At 51.4% G+C, this 20,983-nt stretch carries 14 protein-coding genes and 1 pseudogene; 6 read left to right on the top strand and 9 right to left on the bottom strand.

Annotated features, from left to right (window positions below; all coding sequences use genetic code 11):
* The 7 genes and pseudogenes from WBL83_RS04140 to lrp all read right to left on the bottom strand — a co-directional run bounded on the left by WBL83_RS04140 (nucleotide 1) and on the right by lrp (nucleotide 11,310).
* On the bottom strand, nucleotides 1-618 hold the full coding sequence (locus WBL83_RS04140; RefSeq protein WP_424587931.1) for a DMSO/selenate family reductase complex B subunit: 618 nt from the start codon (nucleotides 616-618) through the stop codon (nucleotides 1-3).
* A 10-nt stretch (nucleotides 619-628) separates the two neighbouring features.
* Nucleotides 629-3,073, bottom strand: a pseudogene (gene dmsA / locus WBL83_RS04145) (dimethylsulfoxide reductase subunit A).
* Nucleotides 3,074-3,423: 350 nt separating this feature from the next.
* Complete coding sequence (gene serS / locus WBL83_RS04150; protein ID WP_424587932.1) at nucleotides 3,424-4,716, bottom strand: serine--tRNA ligase; 1,293 nt, start codon at nucleotides 4,714-4,716, stop codon at nucleotides 3,424-3,426.
* 92 nt (nucleotides 4,717-4,808) lie between these two features.
* The gene (locus WBL83_RS04155; RefSeq protein ID WP_424587933.1) at nucleotides 4,809-6,152 is read right to left on the bottom strand and encodes a replication-associated recombination protein A; all 1,344 of its coding nucleotides are present in this window, start codon (nucleotides 6,150-6,152) and stop codon (nucleotides 4,809-4,811) included.
* 8 nt (nucleotides 6,153-6,160) lie between these two features.
* On the bottom strand, nucleotides 6,161-6,772 hold the full coding sequence (gene lolA, locus WBL83_RS04160) for an outer membrane lipoprotein chaperone LolA (protein ID WP_424587934.1): 612 nt from the start codon (nucleotides 6,770-6,772) through the stop codon (nucleotides 6,161-6,163).
* 163 nt (nucleotides 6,773-6,935) lie between these two features.
* Nucleotides 6,936-10,694 carry a DNA translocase FtsK 4TM domain-containing protein gene (locus WBL83_RS04165; RefSeq protein WP_424587935.1) on the bottom strand — a complete coding sequence of 1,253 codons (3,759 nt, stop codon included), beginning with the start codon at nucleotides 10,692-10,694 and terminating at the stop codon, nucleotides 6,936-6,938.
* Between the two features lie 121 nt (nucleotides 10,695-10,815).
* Nucleotides 10,816-11,310, bottom strand: a complete 495-nt coding sequence (lrp, locus tag WBL83_RS04170) for a leucine-responsive transcriptional regulator Lrp (protein WP_000228469.1) — start codon at nucleotides 11,308-11,310, stop codon at nucleotides 10,816-10,818.
* 501 nt (nucleotides 11,311-11,811) lie between these two features.
* Here lrp and trxB point away from each other — a divergent pair.
* The 5 genes from trxB (at nucleotide 11,812) to infA (ending at nucleotide 17,669) form a co-directional block, all read left to right on the top strand.
* The gene (gene trxB, locus WBL83_RS04175; RefSeq protein WP_424587936.1) at nucleotides 11,812-12,786 is read left to right on the top strand and encodes a thioredoxin-disulfide reductase; all 975 of its coding nucleotides are present in this window, start codon (nucleotides 11,812-11,814) and stop codon (nucleotides 12,784-12,786) included.
* Nucleotides 12,787-12,920: 134 nt separating this feature from the next.
* Nucleotides 12,921-14,687 carry a heme ABC transporter permease/ATP-binding protein CydD gene (cydD, locus tag WBL83_RS04180; RefSeq protein ID WP_424587937.1) on the top strand — a complete coding sequence of 589 codons (1,767 nt, stop codon included), beginning with the start codon at nucleotides 12,921-12,923 and terminating at the stop codon, nucleotides 14,685-14,687.
* Nucleotides 14,687-16,408, top strand: a complete 1,722-nt coding sequence (gene cydC / locus WBL83_RS04185) for a heme ABC transporter ATP-binding protein/permease CydC (RefSeq protein WP_424587938.1) — start codon at nucleotides 14,687-14,689, stop codon at nucleotides 16,406-16,408. The genes cydD and cydC overlap by 1 nt, the downstream gene beginning before the upstream one ends.
* Nucleotides 16,409-16,466: 58 nt before the next feature.
* Nucleotides 16,467-17,159 (top strand): leucyl/phenylalanyl-tRNA--protein transferase, encoded by a 693-nt coding sequence (aat, locus tag WBL83_RS04190; RefSeq protein WP_424587939.1) that lies wholly within the window; start codon nucleotides 16,467-16,469, stop codon nucleotides 17,157-17,159.
* A 291-nt stretch (nucleotides 17,160-17,450) separates the two neighbouring features.
* A complete protein-coding gene (infA, locus tag WBL83_RS04195; RefSeq protein ID WP_002211347.1) occupies nucleotides 17,451-17,669 on the top strand; it encodes a translation initiation factor IF-1 in 219 nt (72 codons plus the stop codon).
* 115 nt (nucleotides 17,670-17,784) lie between these two features.
* Here the strand turns inward: infA and clpA are convergent, their stop codons facing one another.
* Nucleotides 17,785-20,058, bottom strand: coding sequence for an ATP-dependent Clp protease ATP-binding subunit ClpA (gene clpA / locus WBL83_RS04200; RefSeq protein ID WP_183270895.1), 2,274 nt, complete (start codon nucleotides 20,056-20,058; stop codon nucleotides 17,785-17,787).
* Nucleotides 20,059-20,085: 27 nt separating this feature from the next.
* Complete coding sequence (gene clpS, locus WBL83_RS04205; RefSeq protein ID WP_034456405.1) at nucleotides 20,086-20,406, bottom strand: ATP-dependent Clp protease adapter ClpS; 321 nt, start codon at nucleotides 20,404-20,406, stop codon at nucleotides 20,086-20,088.
* Between the two features lie 324 nt (nucleotides 20,407-20,730).
* Between clpS and cspD the strand changes: the two genes are divergently transcribed.
* Nucleotides 20,731-20,958, top strand: coding sequence for a cold shock-like protein CspD (gene cspD / locus WBL83_RS04210; protein WP_183270896.1), 228 nt, complete (start codon nucleotides 20,731-20,733; stop codon nucleotides 20,956-20,958).
* The last annotated feature ends 25 nt before the right edge of the window (nucleotides 20,959-20,983 follow it).

Consider the following 20,983-nt stretch of genomic DNA (forward strand, 5'->3'; position numbering starts at 1 on the left):
TCACACCTCCTTCGGGTTTGCCAGATAGCCGGTTTTATCCCCACAAGGACGGCTGTTGGCGTTGGGTTTAATGACGATATTTGGCTTCGTGAAGTGTGGTGATGGTAAAGGTGCAATCGCTGCTTGCTCGCCATACTTTTCACGCAGTTCCGCGATAGGCGCCATATCCAGAGCACGTAACGGGCAAGATTCCACACAAATAGGTTTCTTACCTTCAGCAACGCGCGAATAGCAGCCATCACATTTCGTCATGTGCCCTTTTTCCGCGTTGTACTGTGGTGCACCGTATGGGCAAGCCATATGGCAATAGCGGCAGCCAATACACACATCTTCGTTTACAACGACAAAACCGTCTTCACGTTTATGCATTGCACCGCTTGGGCAGACCTTGGTACAGGCAGGGTCTTCGCAATGGTTACAGGCAATCGACAAATAGTAAGCGAACACATTTTGCTGCCAGACACCGTTATCCTCCTGCCAGTCACCACCTGCATATTCATAGATGCGGCGGAAGCTGACATCCGGACCTAAGTTCTTGTAGTCTTTGCAAGCCAGCTCGCAAGTCTTGCACCCGGTGCAGCGGCTGGAGTCGATATAAAATCCATATTGAGTTGTCATCAGCTATTCCTTACGCCTTCTCGACCTGGACGAGGTTACTGTGGGATGGGTTACCTTTCGCCAGTGGCGATGGTCGCTGGGTGGTTAACACGTTAATGCAGCCTGCGTGATCCACTTTGTTAGCATCCGGGCTGTATCATGCCCCTTCCCCCATTGCCACAACACCAGGAATAATGCGTGGCGTAACTTTCGCGTTGATATTGACTTCGCCACGACCGTTGAAAACGCGCACGATATCGCCATTTTTTATCCCGCGCTGTCCTGCATCAATTGGGTTGATCCACATTTCCTGACGACAAGCTGCCTTCAATACTTCCACGTTGCCGTAGGTTGAGTGCGTACGCGCTTTGTAGTGGAAACCGGTCATCTGCAATGGCCATTTCTCGGCGAGTGGATCGCCATAGTTTTCGAAGCCAGGGCTATAAACCGGCAGTGGATCGATAACATCCCCTTCGTTGAGTTGCCACGTCGCGGCAATCTCAGCCAGCTGTTCAGAATAGATTTCAATTTTGCCGGACGGAGTGGTCAGCGGGTTAGCTGCGGGATCTTCACGGAAGGCTTTATAAGCCACGTGATGCCCTTGCGGGTCGCGCTGCTTGAAGATGCCTTGTTTGCGGAATTCATCGAAGCCTGGTAATGCAGGAATCGCTTCCTGAGACTGTTGATACAAATGACGCATCCAGCCTTCTTGCGTGCGGCCTTCGGTAAACTTCTGCTCAACGTCCATACGTTTCGCCAGTTCACTGGTCATCTCATAGATCGTTTTGCACTCAAAACGTGGCTTGATTGCCTGATCGGCAAAAATCACATAAGCCATGTTGCCGCACGACGCATCGAGACAGAAGTCCATTTGTTCAGACGCTGTGCAGTCTGGCAGCAAAATATCTGCATATTTAGCCGATGAAGTCATGTGGTTATCGATGACCACAATCATTTCGCATTTCTTGTCGTCCTGCAGAATGTCGTGGGTGCGATTGATTTGTGAGTGCTGGTTAATCAGACAGTTACTGGCGTAGTTCCAGACCATCTTGATTGGAACATCCAGTTTATCTTTGCCCCGTACTCCATCGCGAGTGGCCGTCATTTCCGGGCCACGCTCGATGGCATCGGTCCACAGGAACATCGAGATACTGGTCTGCACCGGGTTTTCAAGCGTAGGCATACGGACGAACGGTAAACTGTAAGAACCCTCGCGCGCACCGCTGTTCCCGCCGTGGATCCCAACGTTACCCGTCAGAATTGATAACATAGCGATAGCACGTGAAACCAGTTCGCCATTCGAGTGGCGTTGTGGCCCCCAACCCTGGCTGATAAAGGCCGGTTTAGCCATGGCGATTTCACGAGCCAATTGAATAATACGTTCAGCAGGAATACCGGTGATTTTCGCCGCCCACTGCGGCGTTTTCGCCACGCCATCGACACCATTTCCCAGAATATAGGCTTTATAGTGCCCGTTTGCAGGCGCCGATTTTGGCAGTGTTTTTTCGTCGTAGCCGACGCAATATTTGTCGAGGAAAGGCTGATCAACGAGGTTTTCAGTGATCATCACCCACGCTAACGCGGAGATAAGCGCGGTGTCAGTACCTGGACGAATTGGAATCCATTCATCTTCGCGCCCTGCACCCGTATCGGTATAACGCGGATCGATGATAATCATGCGAGCATTAGATTTTTCGCGCGCTTGTTCGAGGTAATAGGTCACCCCGCCGCCACTCATACGCGTTTCGCCAGGGTTGTTGCCAAACAGCACCACGAGCTTGCTGTTTTCAATGTCAGACGGGCTGTTGCCATCCGCCCATCCACCGTAGGTGTAATTCAGGCCAGCGGCAATCTGAGCGGTTGAATAGTCACCATAATGATTCAGATAACCGCCGCAGCAATTCATAAGTCGTGCGATCAGTGTTGAACCCGGTGGCCACGAACGAGTCATGGTGCCACCCAACGTACCAGTGCCATAGTTGAGATAGATGGCTTCGTTGCCGTATTCTTTTATGATGCCTTTCATGCTGTTAGCGATGGTATCGAAGGCTTCATCCCAACTAATACGCTCAAATTTACCTTCGCCACGGGCACCCACCCGCTTCATTGGATATTTCAGACGATCGGCATTGTAGACACGTCTGCGCATGGAACGGCCACGCAAACAGGCGCGAACCTGATGCAACCCTTCGTAATCATCATTTCCGGTATTGTCTGTCTCAACGTATTTGATCTCGCCATCTACAACATGCATGCGCAATGGGCAACGGCTACCACAGTTGACAGTACAGGCACTCCAGATAACTTTTTCAGGTTTACTTACGGTATCAGCAGCGTTTTGTGCAAAAGCCAGGCGGCTAAAGGGAAGTGTTAATGCACCGCTCGCAGCAGCAAGCCCACCGATAGCCGTGGTTTTCACCAGCTTACGGCGGCTTACAGGGGCAGTAAGTACCGCATTAGAAGTTTTCTCTTTCATAGGACCCACTTGTTTCGTGCTCACATTTAAACAAGCCGGCAGCGGTTACTCAGGGAGGTACGGCCCGTGCTTCCATTGCTCAGCCAAAAAGAGAAAGGAGTGTCTTAATTTTTGTCAGTATCACGATTGACGACCCGGTTAAGTCATTTAACCTAAGCCGACAAATGATAAGAATACTGAATGAGTTGTGTAAGTAATCATCACTCGCTTTCTGGGGATGATCATACTCATATAGGGGTATTTGTTATTGTTTGGAGTCAATAAAGTCTGACTGACTCTGGGAATGAGAATATTTACGCGAAAAAAAAGCGCCCGTAGGCGCTTTTTAAGCATTTAATCGTACTAACCGATTAGCCGACGTACTCTAGGCCTTTCATGTAAGGACGCAATACTTCAGGCACTTCGATACGACCGTCTGCCTGCTGGTAGTTTTCCAGCACGGCGACCAGGGTACGACCTACAGCCAAACCAGAACCGTTCAGGGTATGCACCAGACGAGTTTTCTTGTCTGCCTTGCTGCGGCAGCGAGCCTGTAAACGACGCGCCTGGAAATCCCACATGTTGGAACAAGACGAGATTTCACGGTAGGTGTTCTGCGCCGGCAACCAGACTTCAAGATCGTAGGTTTTAGCCGAGCCAAAACCGATATCACCACTGCACAGCAGCACTTTACGGTATGGCAGACCCAACAACTGCAACACTTTCTCAGCATGCCCGGTCAGTTCTTCCAGTGCATCCATAGAGTCTTCTGGACGAACGATCTGCACCATCTCAACTTTATCGAACTGGTGCTGGCGGATCAGACCACGAGCATCACGACCGTAAGAACCGGCTTCGGAGCGGAAGCATGGCGTATGAGCAGTCATCTTCAGCGGCAGTGTATCTTCATCAATGATCTCGTCACGCACCAGGTTGGTCAATGGCACTTCTGCGGTTGGGATCAGAGCATAGTTGCTGCTGTCAGCTTCTTCATCCAGCGGACGTGTATGGAACAAGTCACCACCGAATTTTGGCAACTGACCGGTACCGTACAACGTTTCATGGTTGACCAGATACGGAACGTAGTTCTCAGAGTAACCGTGCTGTTCGGTATGCAGATCCAACATGAACTGGCTCAGCGCGCGGTGCAAACGGGCGATTTGCCCCTGCATCACCACAAAGCGGGAACCCGTCAGTTTTACCGAAGCAGCGAAATCCAGGCCTTTAGCCATTTCGCCTAGGGTCACGTGATCGCGCACTTCGAAATCGAATTTACGCGGCTCGCCCCAGCGGCTGATTTCAACGTTTTCGCTGTCATCTTTGCCCAGCGGTACGCAATCGTCCGGGATGTTCGGCAGAGTCAGAGAGATATCGCGAATTTCTGCCAGCAGAGTATCAAGCTCAGCTTTCGCTGCATCCAGCTCTTCACCCAGCTGGTTTACCTGCAGACGCAATGGCTCGATGTCTTCCCCGCGTGCTTTCGCCTGGCCGATGGATTTCGATCGCGAGTTACGTTCAGCTTGCAGATTTTCAGTTTTGACCTGCAACACTTTACGACGCTCTTCTAAAGAGCGCAGCGTTTCTACATCCAGCTTAAAGCCTCGGCGTGCCAGTTTTTCAGCGACTGCGTCTGGCTCTGTACGCAGCAGATTGGGATCGAGCATGCTTATCCTGTGCTTATCGAATTAATGGAGGGGATACGGTCACAGCCTGCAACCGCATTGATATTCTTGCTAACCTTACCGCAACGCCTTCATTAGCGGTAGCGTTTTGTCGGGCTATTTTGATCCTGTTCAGTAAGCCAGGCGAGCTTTTCACCAATCTTGCCTTCAAGACCTCTGTTTGTCGGCTGATAATAGCGAGTTTGTGCCATTTCCTGCGGAAAGTAGACCTCGCCGGACGCGTAGGCGTTAGGTTCGTCATGAGCATATCGATACTCCTGACCATATCCCATTTCTTTCATCAATTTGGTTGGCGCATTACGCAAATGGACCGGAACATCGTAATCGGGGCGATCGCGGGCATCGGCCATGGCGGCTTTAAAAGCCGTATAAACCGCATTACTTTTTGGCGCGCATGCAAGATAAACAATGGCCTGAGCAATCGCACGCTCACCTTCCGCCGGGCCAACGCGGGTGAAGCAATCCCACGCCGCAAGAGCGACCTGCATCCCGCGCGGGTCGGCATTCCCCACATCTTCCGAGGCAATCGCCAACAACCGGCGGGCCACATACAACGGGTCGCCACCCGCTGTAATAATGCGCGCATACCAATACAGTGCAGCATCAGGGGATGAGCCGCGAACTGATTTATGCAAGGCTGAAATCAAATCGTAGAAACGGTCGCCTTTATTATCAAAGCGCGCGCTGCGTTCGCCTGCAATTTCCGTCAGCAGAGCAATGTGCAACTCACGATTTCCATTGGCATTGGTTTCGGCCATATCAGCCATCATTTCGAGAGTATTCAACGCGCGGCGGGCATCGCCATTCACCAGTTCGGCGATGGCTCTACGCGTCTCATTCGGCAGGACAATATTCTGGCCGCCATAACCGCGTGCATTATCGCTCATCGCCTGGTCGAGGACTTTTTCGATATCTTCCGTGGTAAGTGATTTAAGCAAGTAAACGCGTGCGCGTGACAGCAGTGCCGAGTTCAGCTCGAATGAGGGGTTTTCGGTAGTGGCACCGATAAACGTGATGGTGCCGTCTTCAATATGAGGCAAAAAAGCGTCTTGTTGGCTTTTGTTGAAGCGATGGACTTCGTCGACAAACAGAATAGTGCGACGACCTGCGTTCCGGTTCTGACGCGCGCGCTCTATGGCTTCGCGAATTTCTTTCACACCGGAAGTGACAGCCGAGATACGTTCAACATCCGCGTCAGCATAGTGAGCAATCACTTCAGCAAGCGTGGTTTTCCCCGTGCCGGGTGGGCCCCATAAAATCATCGAATGGAGATGTCCCGCTTCGATAGCCTTAGGAAGCGGTTTGCCAGGGGCGAGCAGATGTTGTTGACCGATGTACTGCGCGAGGTTCTCCGGCCGCATTCGAGCGGCCAGAGGCTGGAAGGTATTCTCAGAAAAATCGAGCGACAGGTTGCTCACTCATACCTCTACTTACGTTGATCGTCCACCGTCACGCCTTTAGGCGGGGTAAACGTAAACTTACTCATATCTACAGCACCATTTTGCTGGGTTTTCAGCGCATAGCTGCTGCGTTGGTCGTCTTGCTCAATGGCACTGAACTGATGAATAGTCCCGTCGCGTCCAACATTGATGGTGAACTGCTTCAGGTTACCGGCGCTGGTTTTTGGCGTCAGGATGAAATCATCACCGCTTTGTTTGATGTTGTACTGCTGCCAGTCGCTGCTTTGGTTACGCGCAATCAACATAAACGGCGTATTGCCCGTCGCATCTTTCAACCAGGTTGCGCTAACTTGTTCAACAAACGGGTTATAGAACCACAACGTTTTACCATCAGAAACCAGAATGCTTTCATCGGGCTGAGTCATGTGCCAGTTGAACAGGTTAGGACGTTTAACCCACAAATCACCCTGACCTTCTTGCACTGCAGCACCGCTACCGTCTGTCACTTTCTGAGTGAAGCTGGCGTGGAAGCTGCTGACTTTATCTAAACGATCTTTCAGGTCACCTGCGGCATCAGCCCAGGCAGCAGTTGCGGTCATAGCAGTCAACAAAGCACAAGTAATAGCGATTTTTTTCATTATGATCCCTTAAAATTCATGCGCCACAAAGCGACTGCGCTGTGGCATTTCTGTTGCCCACTCTAGTCGAGTGCTATTGATGAGCAATAGAAGAAAAAGCTGATTTTCCGGTAATTTACCCTTCTTTGCACAAGAGCCACATCAGCGACCCTTGTACTCAGGTTTACTCGAATGGCGGCGGAGCCAGTACTTCGCGATTACCGTTATGCCCTTGTGGGCTGACGATCCCCTGCGCTTCCATTTGCTCAACAATTCGGGCAGCACGGTTATAGCCGATCCGGAACTGACGCTGAACACCAGAAATAGACGCTTTACGTTTTTCGACCACGAAAGCAACGGCTTGATCAAACAGCGGATCGAGTTCTTCATCCCCGTCAAGGCCGCCACCTGCACCACCTTCACTTTCGTTATCTGAGGTAATGCCGGTGATATATTGTGGACGCCCACGCGCTTTCCAGTCCTGAACGACCGCATGCACTTCCTGGTCACGGACAAACGCGCCATGAACACGCACTGGCAGCGTTGAGTTTGGCCCAGAATAGAGCATATCCCCCATCCCCAACAGTGACTCAGCGCCAGCCTGATCAAGAATGGTACGAGAGTCAATTTTGCTCGATACGGTAAACGCTACGCGCGTCGGGATGTTGGCTTTAATCAGACCGGTTATCACATCAACCGATGGACGCTGAGTGGCCAGTACAAGGTGAATCCCCGCAGCACGCGCTTTCTGTGCCAGACGAGCAATCAACTCTTCCACTTTCTTGCCAACCGTCATCATCAGGTCAGCAAATTCGTCCACCAACACCACGATATATGGCAGCTTCTCAAGCATTGGATGAGACACTTCCATGCTGTCGCCCGGCTTCCAGAATGGATCAGGAATTGGACGGCCCATGCGCTCAGCTTCCAGCACTCGTTCGTTGTAGCCTGCCAGGTTTCGCACGCCTAACGCTGACATCAGTTTGTAGCGGCGTTCCATCTCGTTAACGCTCCAACGCAATGCGTTAGCGGCGTCTTTCATATCGGTAACGACTTCAGTCAACAGATGTGGAATGCCTTCGTACACTGACAGCTCAAGCATTTTCGGGTCGATCATGATAAAGCGCACTTCTTCAGGCGTCGCTTTATACAGCATGCTGAGGATCATGGCGTTGACGCCAACAGATTTACCGGAGCCCGTGGTACCGGCAACCAGCAAGTGCGGCATTTTCGCCAGGTCAGCAATCACCGGTTCACCACCGATGTCTTTACCCAGCACCACCGTTAACGGTGAAGCACTTTCACGGAACTTGGCGCAATCGAGCACTTCACGTAAGTAGACGGTCTGACGCTTTTTGTTCGGTAACTCCAGACCCACATAAGGTTTGCCCGGAATAACCTCAACGACACGCACTGCGACTGTCGACAATGAACGCGCAAGGTCACGAGACAAGTTGGAAATACGCGCGGCTTTCACTCCTGGAGCTAAATCAAGCTCAAAACGAGTGATGACCGGGCCTGGAGAGTAATCCACGACATCGGCTTTAATACGATAATCCGCAAGGCGCGCTTCCACCAGGCGCGCCATTTGCTCAAGCGCAAAGGTGTCCACAGGCTCAACTTCTGCTGGCGGTGAGGTCAGCAAGTCCAGCGACGGCAAAGGCGTGGTAGGACGTTGCAACGGACGATCATCACCATTTCGCATGAGGAATGGATGGATCAAACTTTCCTGCGCCTTTGGTGCGGCAACCGGTGCAACAGGCTGTGGCGGCGTACTCTGCGGTTGGGCTGCTTGCCAGCTGTGCTGAGGCTGAACCGGTGCGGGTTCTTCAACCGGGCTCGGCGTAAACAATGGTTCACTTGGCCCATCGTTGACTAAGGTTTTCATTGGCGAGAAATCAAAATCATCCAGTGAGAACGGCGCATTATTCGGTTGTTGCTGAGTGGATTGCGGCTCAGGTGCTGAGTAGCGTTGCTGCTGTTGTGCCGCAAATTGACGCGCTAACTCAGCCTGTTCGGCCTCATCTTCATCTTGCTGGGAAGCGTCGTCTTCATACTCTTCGCCATAACGTTGATGTTGTTGAGCAGCAAACTGACGAGCAAGCTCATGCTGCTGAACTTCTTCGGCATCGTCGGCATACTCATCTTCGATGTCCATACCATTTTGACGACGAGCTTCCTCTTCAGCCATGCGCTGAGAAGGCAACTTAATCCCATATGAAGCCAGTTCACGGCGAGTCGGTACCCGCACTCGATTTGGGCGTGGCAATTGCGGGCCAATCCCCTCTTTAGTTTGAGGACGTGGCGCATCACTGGCTATGCTAAATACCGGGCTAAAGGCTGCCGCTGCACCCACGACTTTTGCCGCATCTTTTACATCCTGCGGAATGGCAGCCGTTGGGGCTGGCACCGCAGATGGGGTGTCGAACACACCTTGCGGCATTGATGGTGTTTCAATGCGTGGCGCTGTCGTCGAGGTCGTTTGAGTAAACGCAGGGCTTTGATCATAGCCGTAGGGATCAGGTTTGGGCTCGTTAACCGGTTGATACCAGGCAGCAAGTTGCTCACGCTCACGCGCACGTCGCTCTTCAACCTCTTCGAAATGGTAAATCGGCGGGCGGACGTACGGTTTAACTTCTTCTACTACCGGTTCCGGCTCTGAGATTGGCTCGACAGGCGCAGGCTCGTAGTAAGCAGGTTCAACTGCCACTGGCTCAACGACAGGTTCTGACCAGTGGTTAGTCACCTGCTGCGGAATATATTGCTCGGCCTCACGCGGTGCCTGATAGCTTTCAGGAGCAGGCGCAATCACGGGGTCTGGCGTGACGGTGGTTGGCGCAGGTTCCCAGGCAATAGCAGGTGTAGGTTCCACTTCTGGAGCCGGTGCCGTAACCGGAGGCACGGTTGCCGTTGGCATAACCGGTGCTGCGTAGTCTGGGTTATTTGCCATCGCCGCGGCTGCAGTCGCGGCGACCGGTGCAACAATAGACTGGCCGTGTAAAAGCGGATCGTACTCTTCGCTTTGCGGCAAAGTGGCTTTATTACCCGAGAACAGCACGTCATCTTCCGGCAGCGTCGCTTTGTTATTTGAGAACAAAACGTCGTCTTCAGAGTCATCCATTCGCTTACCAGAAAACAGCGCAGAGTCTGTTTTGCGCGCGTTTGGATTAGCAAACTTCTCTGAGATACGCTGCTTACGGGCTAAAGCGCCACGTAAAATGCGCGCACGACGAGACTCACGCTTTTCGACTTCTGGCGCGTGTTCTCCGTCATGTTTTTCATCTTCTTCGTAGTCGTAATCATCATCCTGCCAGGTGTTATCACGACGAGTGCGATTGCTGGCAAAGGTGAGCACGCTTAAGGTTGCTCCGCCAATTTTTTCAGCAATGCTGACCCACGACCAACCGGTAAACAGGGTCAAGCCCGCGGCCCATACGCACAGCAATGCGATAGTCCCGCCGCTGCTATTCAGTAAAGGCATCATGGCGGTACTCAGCAGACTCCCGATAACGCCGCCGGAGGCGAAATACCAGATGTCATCGGCGTTAATCGCCGCGAGGCCGCAAGCCGTCAGCACCATGGCCAGAACGCCAATCAGACGTAAGGAAACGGCAAAATAATCGACAAACTCTTCGCTATCACGATTGCGGAATGTAAACCAACATGCACCGATAATAATCACCGGAATGGTGTAGGCCATTACGCCAAAGATGAAAAATAGCGTGTCGGCCAACCATGCGCCGGGCGTCCCACCCAAATTATGGATAGGTTCATGCCATGCGGTTTGTGACCAACTGGGATCGGAAGGATTGAAACTAAGCAACGCTGCCATCAAATAGACGGCAAAAATGGCCACAAGAAGCAGTAACGCCTCTAATGCCCGACGCCCGCTGCTGAGTTTCCTCAATGTAACTTCTTTTTCTTCGGTGTATTCCTGGCTCAAGTAAGACTCTCCAGGTCCTTAATAAATATGGAGAGCAACAATGCCGGGCATTCCCGGCACTGTTGCTGTATGAATTACCAGGAGTGTAACCAAAATACGCAGATTTTGCACCTGGCCCGTGTTAACGGGTCTTAATAACCAGACGATTGCTCTGTTTGACCTCTTCCATGACCACATAGGTACGGGTATCGTTCACACCCGGCAGTCGCAACAAGGTTTCGCCCAGTAATTTGCGGTACGCTGACATATCCGGCACACGGGTTTTCAACAGGTAGTCGAAATCACCGGATACCAAATGACACTCTTGAATTTCTTCAAGTTTTTGAACTGCGGCATTAAATTGCTCAAACACATCCGGTGCGCCACGATTCAGAGTAATCTCAACAAATACCAGAAGTGATGCATCCAGATAATGCGGGTTCAACAGAGCAGTGTAGCCCTGGATGAAACCCTGTCGTTCCAGACGACGCACGCGCTCAAGGCACGGAGTCGGTGAAAGCCCTACTCGTTTAGAAAGCTCGACGTTGGAAATACGCCCATCCTTCTGCAGTTCATTAAGGATGTTGCGATCGATGCGGTCGAGATCTTTGCCAGGGCGCTTCTTGCTATCTACCATTATTATAGTCTCTCTGTGTTCCTTCCTTCACCTGCCATAACCCGGTCAACGTCAATGTTCCGGGTGTACGTGAGAAGACCGGTGCCCAATGGCTGCTAACGACATCACTTATGGCGTCTGTCCACGCCATGAGTAGATTTCAATAACCCGGTAAAATTGCATCAGGTATGCGTGATTATTTTGCAACTGTCACACCAAATGTTTTTCTTCCTCGAATGTTTTCGCAAATGCTTAGCGGATTGTCAAAGCAAAACATCTAAATTTAGTGGAACGTGCCGGATATCTGGGCTACTTGACGATTATTCATCACTTTACCCAGGTGAGTATTTAGACTTTCTGAATGATTTTTTATGCGCTTCTACTGAATTTAATGCGGCTGATTGAACACAGCTATTGCACATATAGTTAACATTATCGCCAACACAACCCCTGTACCCTTTTTTTACCCCGCCAAATTCCCTACAATCCCTCGATTGTCTGCCAACGAACAATGAGGATCTCATGGGCACCGCTAAACACAGTAAATTGCTAATTCTTGGCTCCGGCCCTGCGGGCTATACCGCAGCAGTCTACGCGGCACGCGCCAACCTCAAGCCCGTTTTGATTACCGGGATGGAAAAAGGTGGCCAGTTGACCACCACGACCGAAGTCGAGAACTGGCCGGGTGATCCTAACGACCTGACTGGCCCTGCGTTAATGGAACGTATGCACGAACACGCAGCCAAGTTCGAAACAGAAATTCTTTTCGACCACATCTCGAAGGTTGATCTGCAAAATCGTCCATTCCGTCTGACGGGTGACAGCGGCGAATACACCTGTGATGCCTTGATTATTGCGACCGGAGCATCCGCTCGTTACCTGGGCTTGCCTTCTGAGGAAGCGTTTAAAGGCCGTGGCGTTTCTGCCTGCGCAACATGCGATGGCTTCTTCTATCGCAATCAAAAGGTCGCAGTCATCGGTGGTGGTAACACCGCCGTTGAAGAAGCGCTTTATCTGGCGAATATCGCCTCTGAAGTGCATTTGATTCATCGCCGTGACAGCTTCCGCGCCGAGAAAATCCTCATCAACCGCCTGATGGAGAAGGTGAAGAACGGCAACATCGTGCTGCACACCAACCGCACTCTAGATGAAGTTACCGGTGATCAAATGGGTGTGAGCGGTCTGCGTCTTCGCGATGTGCACAATACCGACACCACTGAAGAGCTGGAAGTTGCAGGCCTGTTCGTGGCTATCGGCCACAGCCCAAATACTGGCATCTTTGCCGATCAGCTTGAACTGGAAAATGGCTACATCAAAGTTCAATCTGGTATTCACGGTAATGCCACGCAAACCAGCATCCCAGGCGTGTTTGCAGCGGGTGATGTAATGGACCATATCTATCGCCAGGCCATCACTTCTGCAGGCACTGGCTGTATGGCGGCACTTGATGCTGAGCGCTACCTTGACGGACTAGCCGAACAGAATAAGTCTCTCTAACTGCCCATGGTGGCAGTTTGAAGATAAGTAAAGGCGACTGAATAGGTCGCCTTTCTTTTGCCTGCGTTGTAACATTGCCCGCAAATTTTGCCTGATAATTCATTATCAACCTGCACCGGCAACTACTGGCACTCATGAATAAAACCCGTCAACAAGAACTTAGCCGCTGGCTAAAAAAACAAAGCATTATCTCCCGCCGCTGGTTAGGGCTTTCCCGCGTTCTGGGACTGGTCAGTGGGCTTTTAATTGTGGCTCAAGCCTGGCTGTTAGCCAGAATGTTGCAGCACATGATCATGGATAACATCCCCCGTGAAGCGCTGCTGTTGCTTTTCGTTATCCTGATACTGATTTTTGTATTGCGCGCATGGGTGGTGTGGCTACGAGAAAAAGTCGGTTTTTACGCGGGGTTGCACATTCGTCAGGAAATTCGGCGAAAAGTGCTCGATCGGGTACATGAAGCGGGGCCAGCCAGGATTCAGGGAAAACCTGTCGGCAGTTGGGCCACTCTCGTGCTGGAACAAATCGAGGATATGCACGATTACTATGCTCGCTATCTGCCGCAAATGTCGCTTGCGGTGATGGTGCCGGTGCTCATACTTATCGCTATTTTCCCCTCTAACTGGGTTGCCGCCCTGATTCTGCTCTGCACCGCGCCGCTTATTCCGCTGTTTATGGCGATGGTCGGTATGGGTGCCGCAGATGCTAACCGCCGTAACTTCCAGGCCCTTGCGCGACTGAGCGGGCATTTCCTTGACCGTCTGCGCGGTATGGAGACATTGCGTCTGTTTAACCGTGGCACTGCTGAAACGGAGAATATTCGCGCCGCTTCCCAGGACTTCCGTCAACGCACCATGGAAGTGTTACGCCTTGCGTTCCTCTCTTCCGGCGTACTGGAATTCTTCGCTTCTTTATCCATCGCTCTGGTCGCGGTTTACTTCGGTTTCTCCTATTTAGGCGAGCTAAACTTTGGCCACTACAGCACCGGCGTAACGCTATTTGCTGGTTTTCTGGCCCTGATCCTTGCGCCTGAGTTCTTCCAGCCATTACGCGATCTGGGCACCTTTTATCACGCCAAAGCGCAGGCCGTAGGTGCCGCAGACAGCCTGATGACGTTCCTTGATTCGCCTTTGCAGCAACGTCAACAAGGCACGGCTAAGTTCAACAATAACGAGCCTGTCAGCATTGAAGCTCGAGATTTGGTTATCCTCTCAACTGAAGAGAAAATTCTTGCCGGGCCGCTCAACTTCTCCCTTTCAGCCGGACGACGAGTGGTGCTGGTCGGGCAAAGCGGCGCAGGTAAGAGTTCGCTACTCAATGTATTGTCCGGATTTTTACCGTATCAAGGTCAGTTGCTGATAAACGGTGTTGAGCTTTCAGCACTGGAGCCTAAATGGTGGCGTGAACAACTGAGTTGGGTTGGGCAAAACCCGCAACTCCCTGCACCGACCATCCGCGAAAATGTGCTGTTATCCGCACCTGATGCGAGTACCGCTCAGCTGACAGCTGCACTGGATAAAGCTTCGGTGAGTGAATTCCTCCCATTGCTGCCACAAGGTGTGGATACCCCGCTGGGCGAAGCAGCGGCGCGTTTGTCTGTCGGGCAAGCACAGCGAGTCGCGGTTGCACGTGCGTTGCTGATGCCCTGCGGATTACTGCTGCTCGATGAACCGGCAGCAAGCCTGGACGCTCACAGTGAACAACGTGTCATGGACGCGCTAAGCCACGCATCCCGTCAGCAAACCACATTGATGGTGACCCACCAACTGGATTACATCAACGACTGGGATGAGGTTTGGGTCATGCGTGAGGGTCAAATCGTACAACAAGGTGATTTCGCCACGCTTGCCGCCGAGCAAGGCCCGTTTGCTACGTTACTGGCTCACCGCCAGGAGGAGATCTGATGCGTGCTTTACTCCCGTATTTGGCGCTTTATTGCCGTCATAAATGGCTATTGATGCTTGGCGTGGTATTAGCCATTATCACCCTTCTGGCAAGTATTGGACTGCTGACTTTATCTGGCTGGTTCCTCTCGGCTTCGGCGGTGGTTGGCGTCGCTGGCCTGTATACTTTTAACTATATGCTGCCCGCGGCAGGCGTGCGAGGCGGAGCGATCACCCGTACTGCAGGACGATATTTTGAGCGTCTGGTGAGCCACGATGCGACATTCCGCGTGCTTCAGCATTTACGCGTTTCCACATTTAGCAAACTGCTCCCGCTCTCACCTGCTGGTCTTGCACGTTTTCGTCAGGGCGAATTACTCAACCGCCTGGTTGCGGACGTAGATACGCTCGATCACCTTTACCTACGCGTGATTTCGCCGATGGTCGGCGCGTTTGTGGTGATTGTGGTGGTGACCTTTGGTCTGAGCTGGCTGGATGTGCGACTGGCTCTCACACTCGGCGCTATTTTACTCGCGACTTTAGTATTGCTTCCGCCAATATTTTATTACCTCGGGAAATCAACCGGCGAAGCGATTACCATTCAGCGCGGTCAATACCGCCAGCAACTGACAGCCTGGCTGCAAGGCCATGCGGAGCTGACCATTTTCGGTGCCTCCCAACGTTACCGTGAACAACTGGATAAGACCGAAGATGACTGGCAAGAAGGACAGCGTCGTCAGGCCGAGTTAACGGCATTGTCTCAAGCCGTGATGCTGCTGATTAGCGGGATGGCGGTGATTCTGATGTTATGGATGGCCGCCGAAAGCGTAGGCGGAAATACTACACCGGGCGCGCTCATTGCGCTGTTTGTCTTCTGTGCACTGGCGTCGTTCGAAGCGCTGGCACCTGTCACCGGCGCTTTTCAGCATCTTGGCCAGGTTATCGCCTCAGCACTGCGGGTAACGGAAATCACCAGCCAAAAACCAGAAGTCATTTTCACTCAACAACCTCATGCCGTTCCTGAGCGCGTGGCAGTGGAAATTAACCATGTGAGTTTCGCGTATCCTGAGCAATCTCAGATGGCGCTACGGGATATCTCACTTAACGTTGAAGCAGGCCAGCACGTTGCGATTTTGGGGCGTACCGGTTGTGGTAAATCAACACTGCTTCAATTGCTGACCCGCGCGTGGGAGTGCCAGCAAGGCGAGATCCTTCTCAATGGCGAAGCGCTAAGCCAGTTCGATGAAACGGCATTACGCACCTCCACCAGTGTGGTATCGCAACGCGTCCATTTATTTAGTGCCACATTACGCGACAACTTGCTGCTTGCCGCACCACAGGCCAGCGATGAAGACTTATGTCGCGTCCTGACCCGTGTCGGTCTTGAGAAGTTACAGGAAGACGCCGGGCTGAATAGCTGGTTGGGTGAAGGCGGTCGTCAGCTTTCCGGTGGGGAATTACGCCGTTTAGCCATTGCGCGTGCCTTACTGCATGACGCTCCGCTGTTCTTACTCGACGAACCGACAGAAGGTTTAGATGCGGAAACTGAGCGCCAGATCCTTGATTTACTGTCTGAAGTGACCAAAGAGAAAACAGTGTTGATGGTTACCCATCGCCTGCGCGGTTTGGCTCATTTCGACAGCATTATTGTGATGGACAATGGACAAATTATTGAGCATGGTACTCACGCCGAATTAATGGCGAGCGGTGGACGTTATTATCATTTCCATCAGCGTTTGTAGGCTGTGTAATTGGTCTAATATCAATAATTATTACCCCGTTGCCCGGAGTTAAGAAGTCATGCGCCTTATTCAGCTTTCTCGTGACTCAATTGCCTTCCCTTCCCCGGAAGGCGCGTTGCGTGAACCTAATGGGTTACTGGCGCTCGGGGGCGATTTAAGTCCAGCCCGTTTATTGATGGCTTATCAGCGCGGCATTTTTCCGTGGTTCTCTCCTGGCGACCCTATTTTATGGTGGTCGCCCGATCCGCGTGCGGTGCTTTTTCCTGAGCGCTTTCACTTAAGCCGCAGCATGAAGAGATTCCATCGCAACTCCCCGTACCGCGTGACGCTAAACCATGCTTTCGAACGTGTGATTAGCGAATGTGCTGACGATCGCGATGAAGGGACCTGGATTACTCCTGACATTATTGATGCTTATAAACGGCTGCATGAACTCGGGCACGCCCATTCGATTGAAGTCTGGGAAGATAATGAGCTGGTTGGTGGAATGTACGGCGTGGCGCAAGGTGCGTTATTCTGCGGTGAATCTATGTTTAGCCGACGAGAAAACGCCTCTAAAACGGCCCTGCTGATATTCTGTCAGCACTTTATCAGCTATGGCGGCAAGCTTATTGACTGCCAGGTGCTTAATGCCCATACCGCATCTTTGGGCGCAATTGAAATTCCCCGCCGGGAATATCTCTCACATCTGTCTATATTTCGCCCACAAGCGCTCGCATCCTATTGCTGGGTACCACAAATCCTGTCGTAACGATAATGTTTACGGCACATTACTGTTAAGAGTGTTATAATTAGCCCCGCAGAGTGAGCTCTGCTCATTACCCCGCCGCTGTATGGGATTAGCTTTAACAGGGACAGCCCATCGTTTATCTCTTCGCAGCCTTCTTCGTGAGCGCCAATTGTGCGGCTTTTGAGTGGGTCTCGGGTAATGCGCAAATTGCACTTTCGCTGGTGATTTCACCAACAATTCTTTACATGATACGTGAACTTGGGCATTATCTTGCCGGTTCAAAACTATGGTAGTGATACCCTCGAGGATTAGATGGCCAAAGAAGACAATATTGAAATGCAGGGTACCGTACTTGATACGTTACCTAACACCATGTTCCGCGTTGAGCTGGAAAACGGGCACGTGGTTACCGCTCATATCTCCGGTAAAATGCGTAAAAACTATATCCGCATCCTGACGGGTGACAAAGTCACTGTAGAGCTGACCCCGTACGACCTGAGCAAAGGCCGCATTGTCTTCCGTAGTCGCTGATAGTTTTATTTAGCGCTGCGGCAACAACAGGCGGCGTGAACAATATAAGTACAAATTAGTAATAGAAAGGCCAGGTCGATGACCTGGCCTTTTTTTATTCCGTCATACTGATAAATTAATGAGCAGTTTCCGGTTTATGTTTCTGAGCGCCATGGAAGTTATAAATCAGTTTCTGATTTTCTTTATCCAAAGCGACCGTTACTTGTCCACCATCCACCAGTGAACCAAATAATAGTTCGTTAGCGAGCGGTTTCTTCAGGTTATCCTGAATAACACGTGTCATTGGACGTGCGCCCATTGCACGGTCATAGCCTTTTTCTGCCAGCCAATCGCGGGCTTCCTGGCTCACTTCAAGCGACACCCCCTTCTGATCCAACTGCACCTGAAGCTCGACAATAAACTTGTCAACAACCTGGTGGATCACATCCGTAGACAGATGGTTGAACCAAATGATGTTGTCCAGACGGTTGCGGAATTCTGGCGTAAAGATCTTCTTGATCTCTTCCATTGCGTCGGTGCTGTTGTCCTGACGAATCAGGCCAATAGACTTACGCTCCGTTTCACGCACACCGGCGTTGGTGGTCATCACCAGAATCACATTACGGAAGTCAGCTTTACGTCCGTTGTTATCGGTCAGCGTTCCGTTATCCATCACCTGTAATAACAGGTTAAAGACATCCGGGTGCGCTTTCTCGATCTCATCAAGCAGCAATACGGAATGAGGATGTTTAATCACTGCATCCGTCAGCAGCCCGCCCTGATCAAAACCTACATAACCTGGAGGCGCGCCAATCAAACGGCTTACCGTATGGCGTTCCATGTATTCCGACATATCGAAACGTAACAGCTCAATGCCCAGCGATTTTGCCAGCTGTACGGTGACTTCGGTTTTACCGACACCCGTTGGCCCGGCAAACAGGAATGAACCCACAGGCTTGTGATCATGACCCAATCCCGCACGGCTCATTTTGATGGCTTCGGTTAATGCCTCAATGGCTTTATCCTGGCCAAACACCAGCATTTTCAGGCGATCATCAAGGCTGCGCAGCGTATCGCGATCGCTTGCCGAAACGCTTTTCTCCGGGATGCGGGCGATACGTGCAACCACGGTTTCAATGTCGGAAACATTGACCGTTTTCTTACGTTTGCTCACCGGCATCAGGCGGCTACGGGCACCCGCTTCGTCAATAACGTCAATCGCTTTATCTGGCAGATGGCGATCGTTGATGTATTTCACCGCCAGTTCTACCGCCGCACGAATCGCTTTCGCGGTATAACGCACGTCATGATGCGCTTCGTATTTCGGTTTCAGGCCGTTAATGATCTGAACGGTTTCTTCAACGCTTGGCTCAGTAATATCAATCTTCTGGAAGCGACGCGCCAGAGCACGGTCTTTTTCGAAGATATTGCTGAACTCCTGGTAAGTCGTTGAGCCGATAACCCGAATCTTGCCGCTCGACAGCAACGGTTTGATCAGGTTTGCAGCATCAACTTGCCCGCCGGATGCGGCACCCGCACCAATAATGGTATGAATTTCATCTATAAACAGGATGCTGTTTTGATCCTGCTCGAGTTGTTTAAGCAGCGCTTTGAAACGTTTTTCAAAGTCACCACGGTATTTTGTGCCCGCCAGTAACGAACCGATATCCAGCGAGTAGATGGTGCAATCGGCAATCACTTCCGGAACATCGCCCTGCACGATACGCCAGGCAAGGCCTTCGGCAATAGCTGTTTTACCTACGCCCGACTCACCCACTAACAGCGGGTTGTTTTTACGGCGACGGCAGAGAACCTGAATGGCACGCTCGAGCTCTTTCTCGCGACCAATCAGCGGATCTATCCCTCCCACACGTGCAAGCTGGTTGAGATTGGTGGTGAAGTTTTCCATACGTTCCTCCCCGCCTGCTTGCTCTTCATTGACCGGATTTTCTGCACCCGGTGCCTGATTAGGTTCGTCTTTACGTGTACCGTGAGAGATGAAGTTGACCACATCAAGTCGGCTGACTTCATGTTTACGCAGCAGATACGCTGCCTGGGATTCCTGCTCGCTGAAAATAGCCACCAGCACGTTTGCGCCAGTCACTTCACTGCGACCAGAAGACTGGACGTGGAACACCGCACGTTGCAGCACACGCTGGAAGCTGAGCGTAGGTTGTGTATCACGCTCTTCTTCACTGGCTGGCAGAACCGGTGTGGTTTGTTCGATGAAGGCCTCGAGTTCCTGTCGTAACGCCACCAGATCTACGCTACACGCTTCCAGCGCTTCGCGAGCTGACGGGTTGCTTAGCAAAGCTAGCAACAGGTGCTCGACAGTCATAAACTCATGTCGGTGCTCGCGCGCTCTGGCGAAAGCCATGTTTAAACTGAGTTCCAGTTCTTGATTGAGCATAGGCACCTCCCCCAAATTTTGCCTTCTTCAGGCTTTTTCTAGCGTACACAGCAGCGGATGCTCATGCTCTCTTGCATACTGGTTCACTAACGCGACTTTGGTTTCCGCTACTTCTGCAGTAAAAATGCCACAGATAGCTTTACCCTGATAGTGCACAGTGAGCATCAATTGCGTTGCACGTTCTACATCATAAGAAAAGAACTTTTGCAGCACGTCAATAACAAATTCCATCGGCGTGTAGTCATCGTTCATTAACATAACTTTATACATCGACGGTGGTTTCAGCGCTTCGCGCAGTTTGTCACCCACCAGCTGGTCGAAATCCAACCAATCGTTCGTCTTACCCATTGCAAATCGTCATCATGTTTAATCGCCCATTGTCATTAAGGCGAAGCCCATAGGTTGAGTGTAATACGCTTTCAGATAACGTGACTCATCGTGTTCAAAAGTGACAGTCATTCGCTTACGAGAGCTCTGTCACATTAATCACAATAGCGTTAACTGCTTCAAATTTTTGATTCATTTTCATTCTTACCCCCCCGTGCAACGCTTGACGACATGCTTAAATTATCTACATTGTACAAGCGTGAGTTGGTGAGGTTTTGAACAGCCCACCCTCATCCCACCGGTTCATTCCATCTCACTTATAAGATTTACGAAGGATGTAGAAGCATGGAGACGGGTACTGTTAAATGGTTCAATAACGCTAAAGGGTTCGGCTTTATCTGCCCTGAAGGCGGCGGCGAAGATATCTTCGCTCATTACTCCACCATTCAGATGGATGGTTACAGAACGCTGAAAGCCGGACAAATTGTCAGGTTTGATGTACATCAGGGGCCTAAAGGCAACCACGCTAGTTTGATTGTGCCTCTGGAACTCGAAGCAGCAGCGGTCGCCTGACCCTTTTGTTTCATTGTGTACATCC

The sequence above is a fragment of the Buttiauxella sp. genome, from assembly GCF_049686335.1.
Classification (GTDB): Bacteria; Pseudomonadota; Gammaproteobacteria; order Enterobacterales; family Enterobacteriaceae; genus Buttiauxella.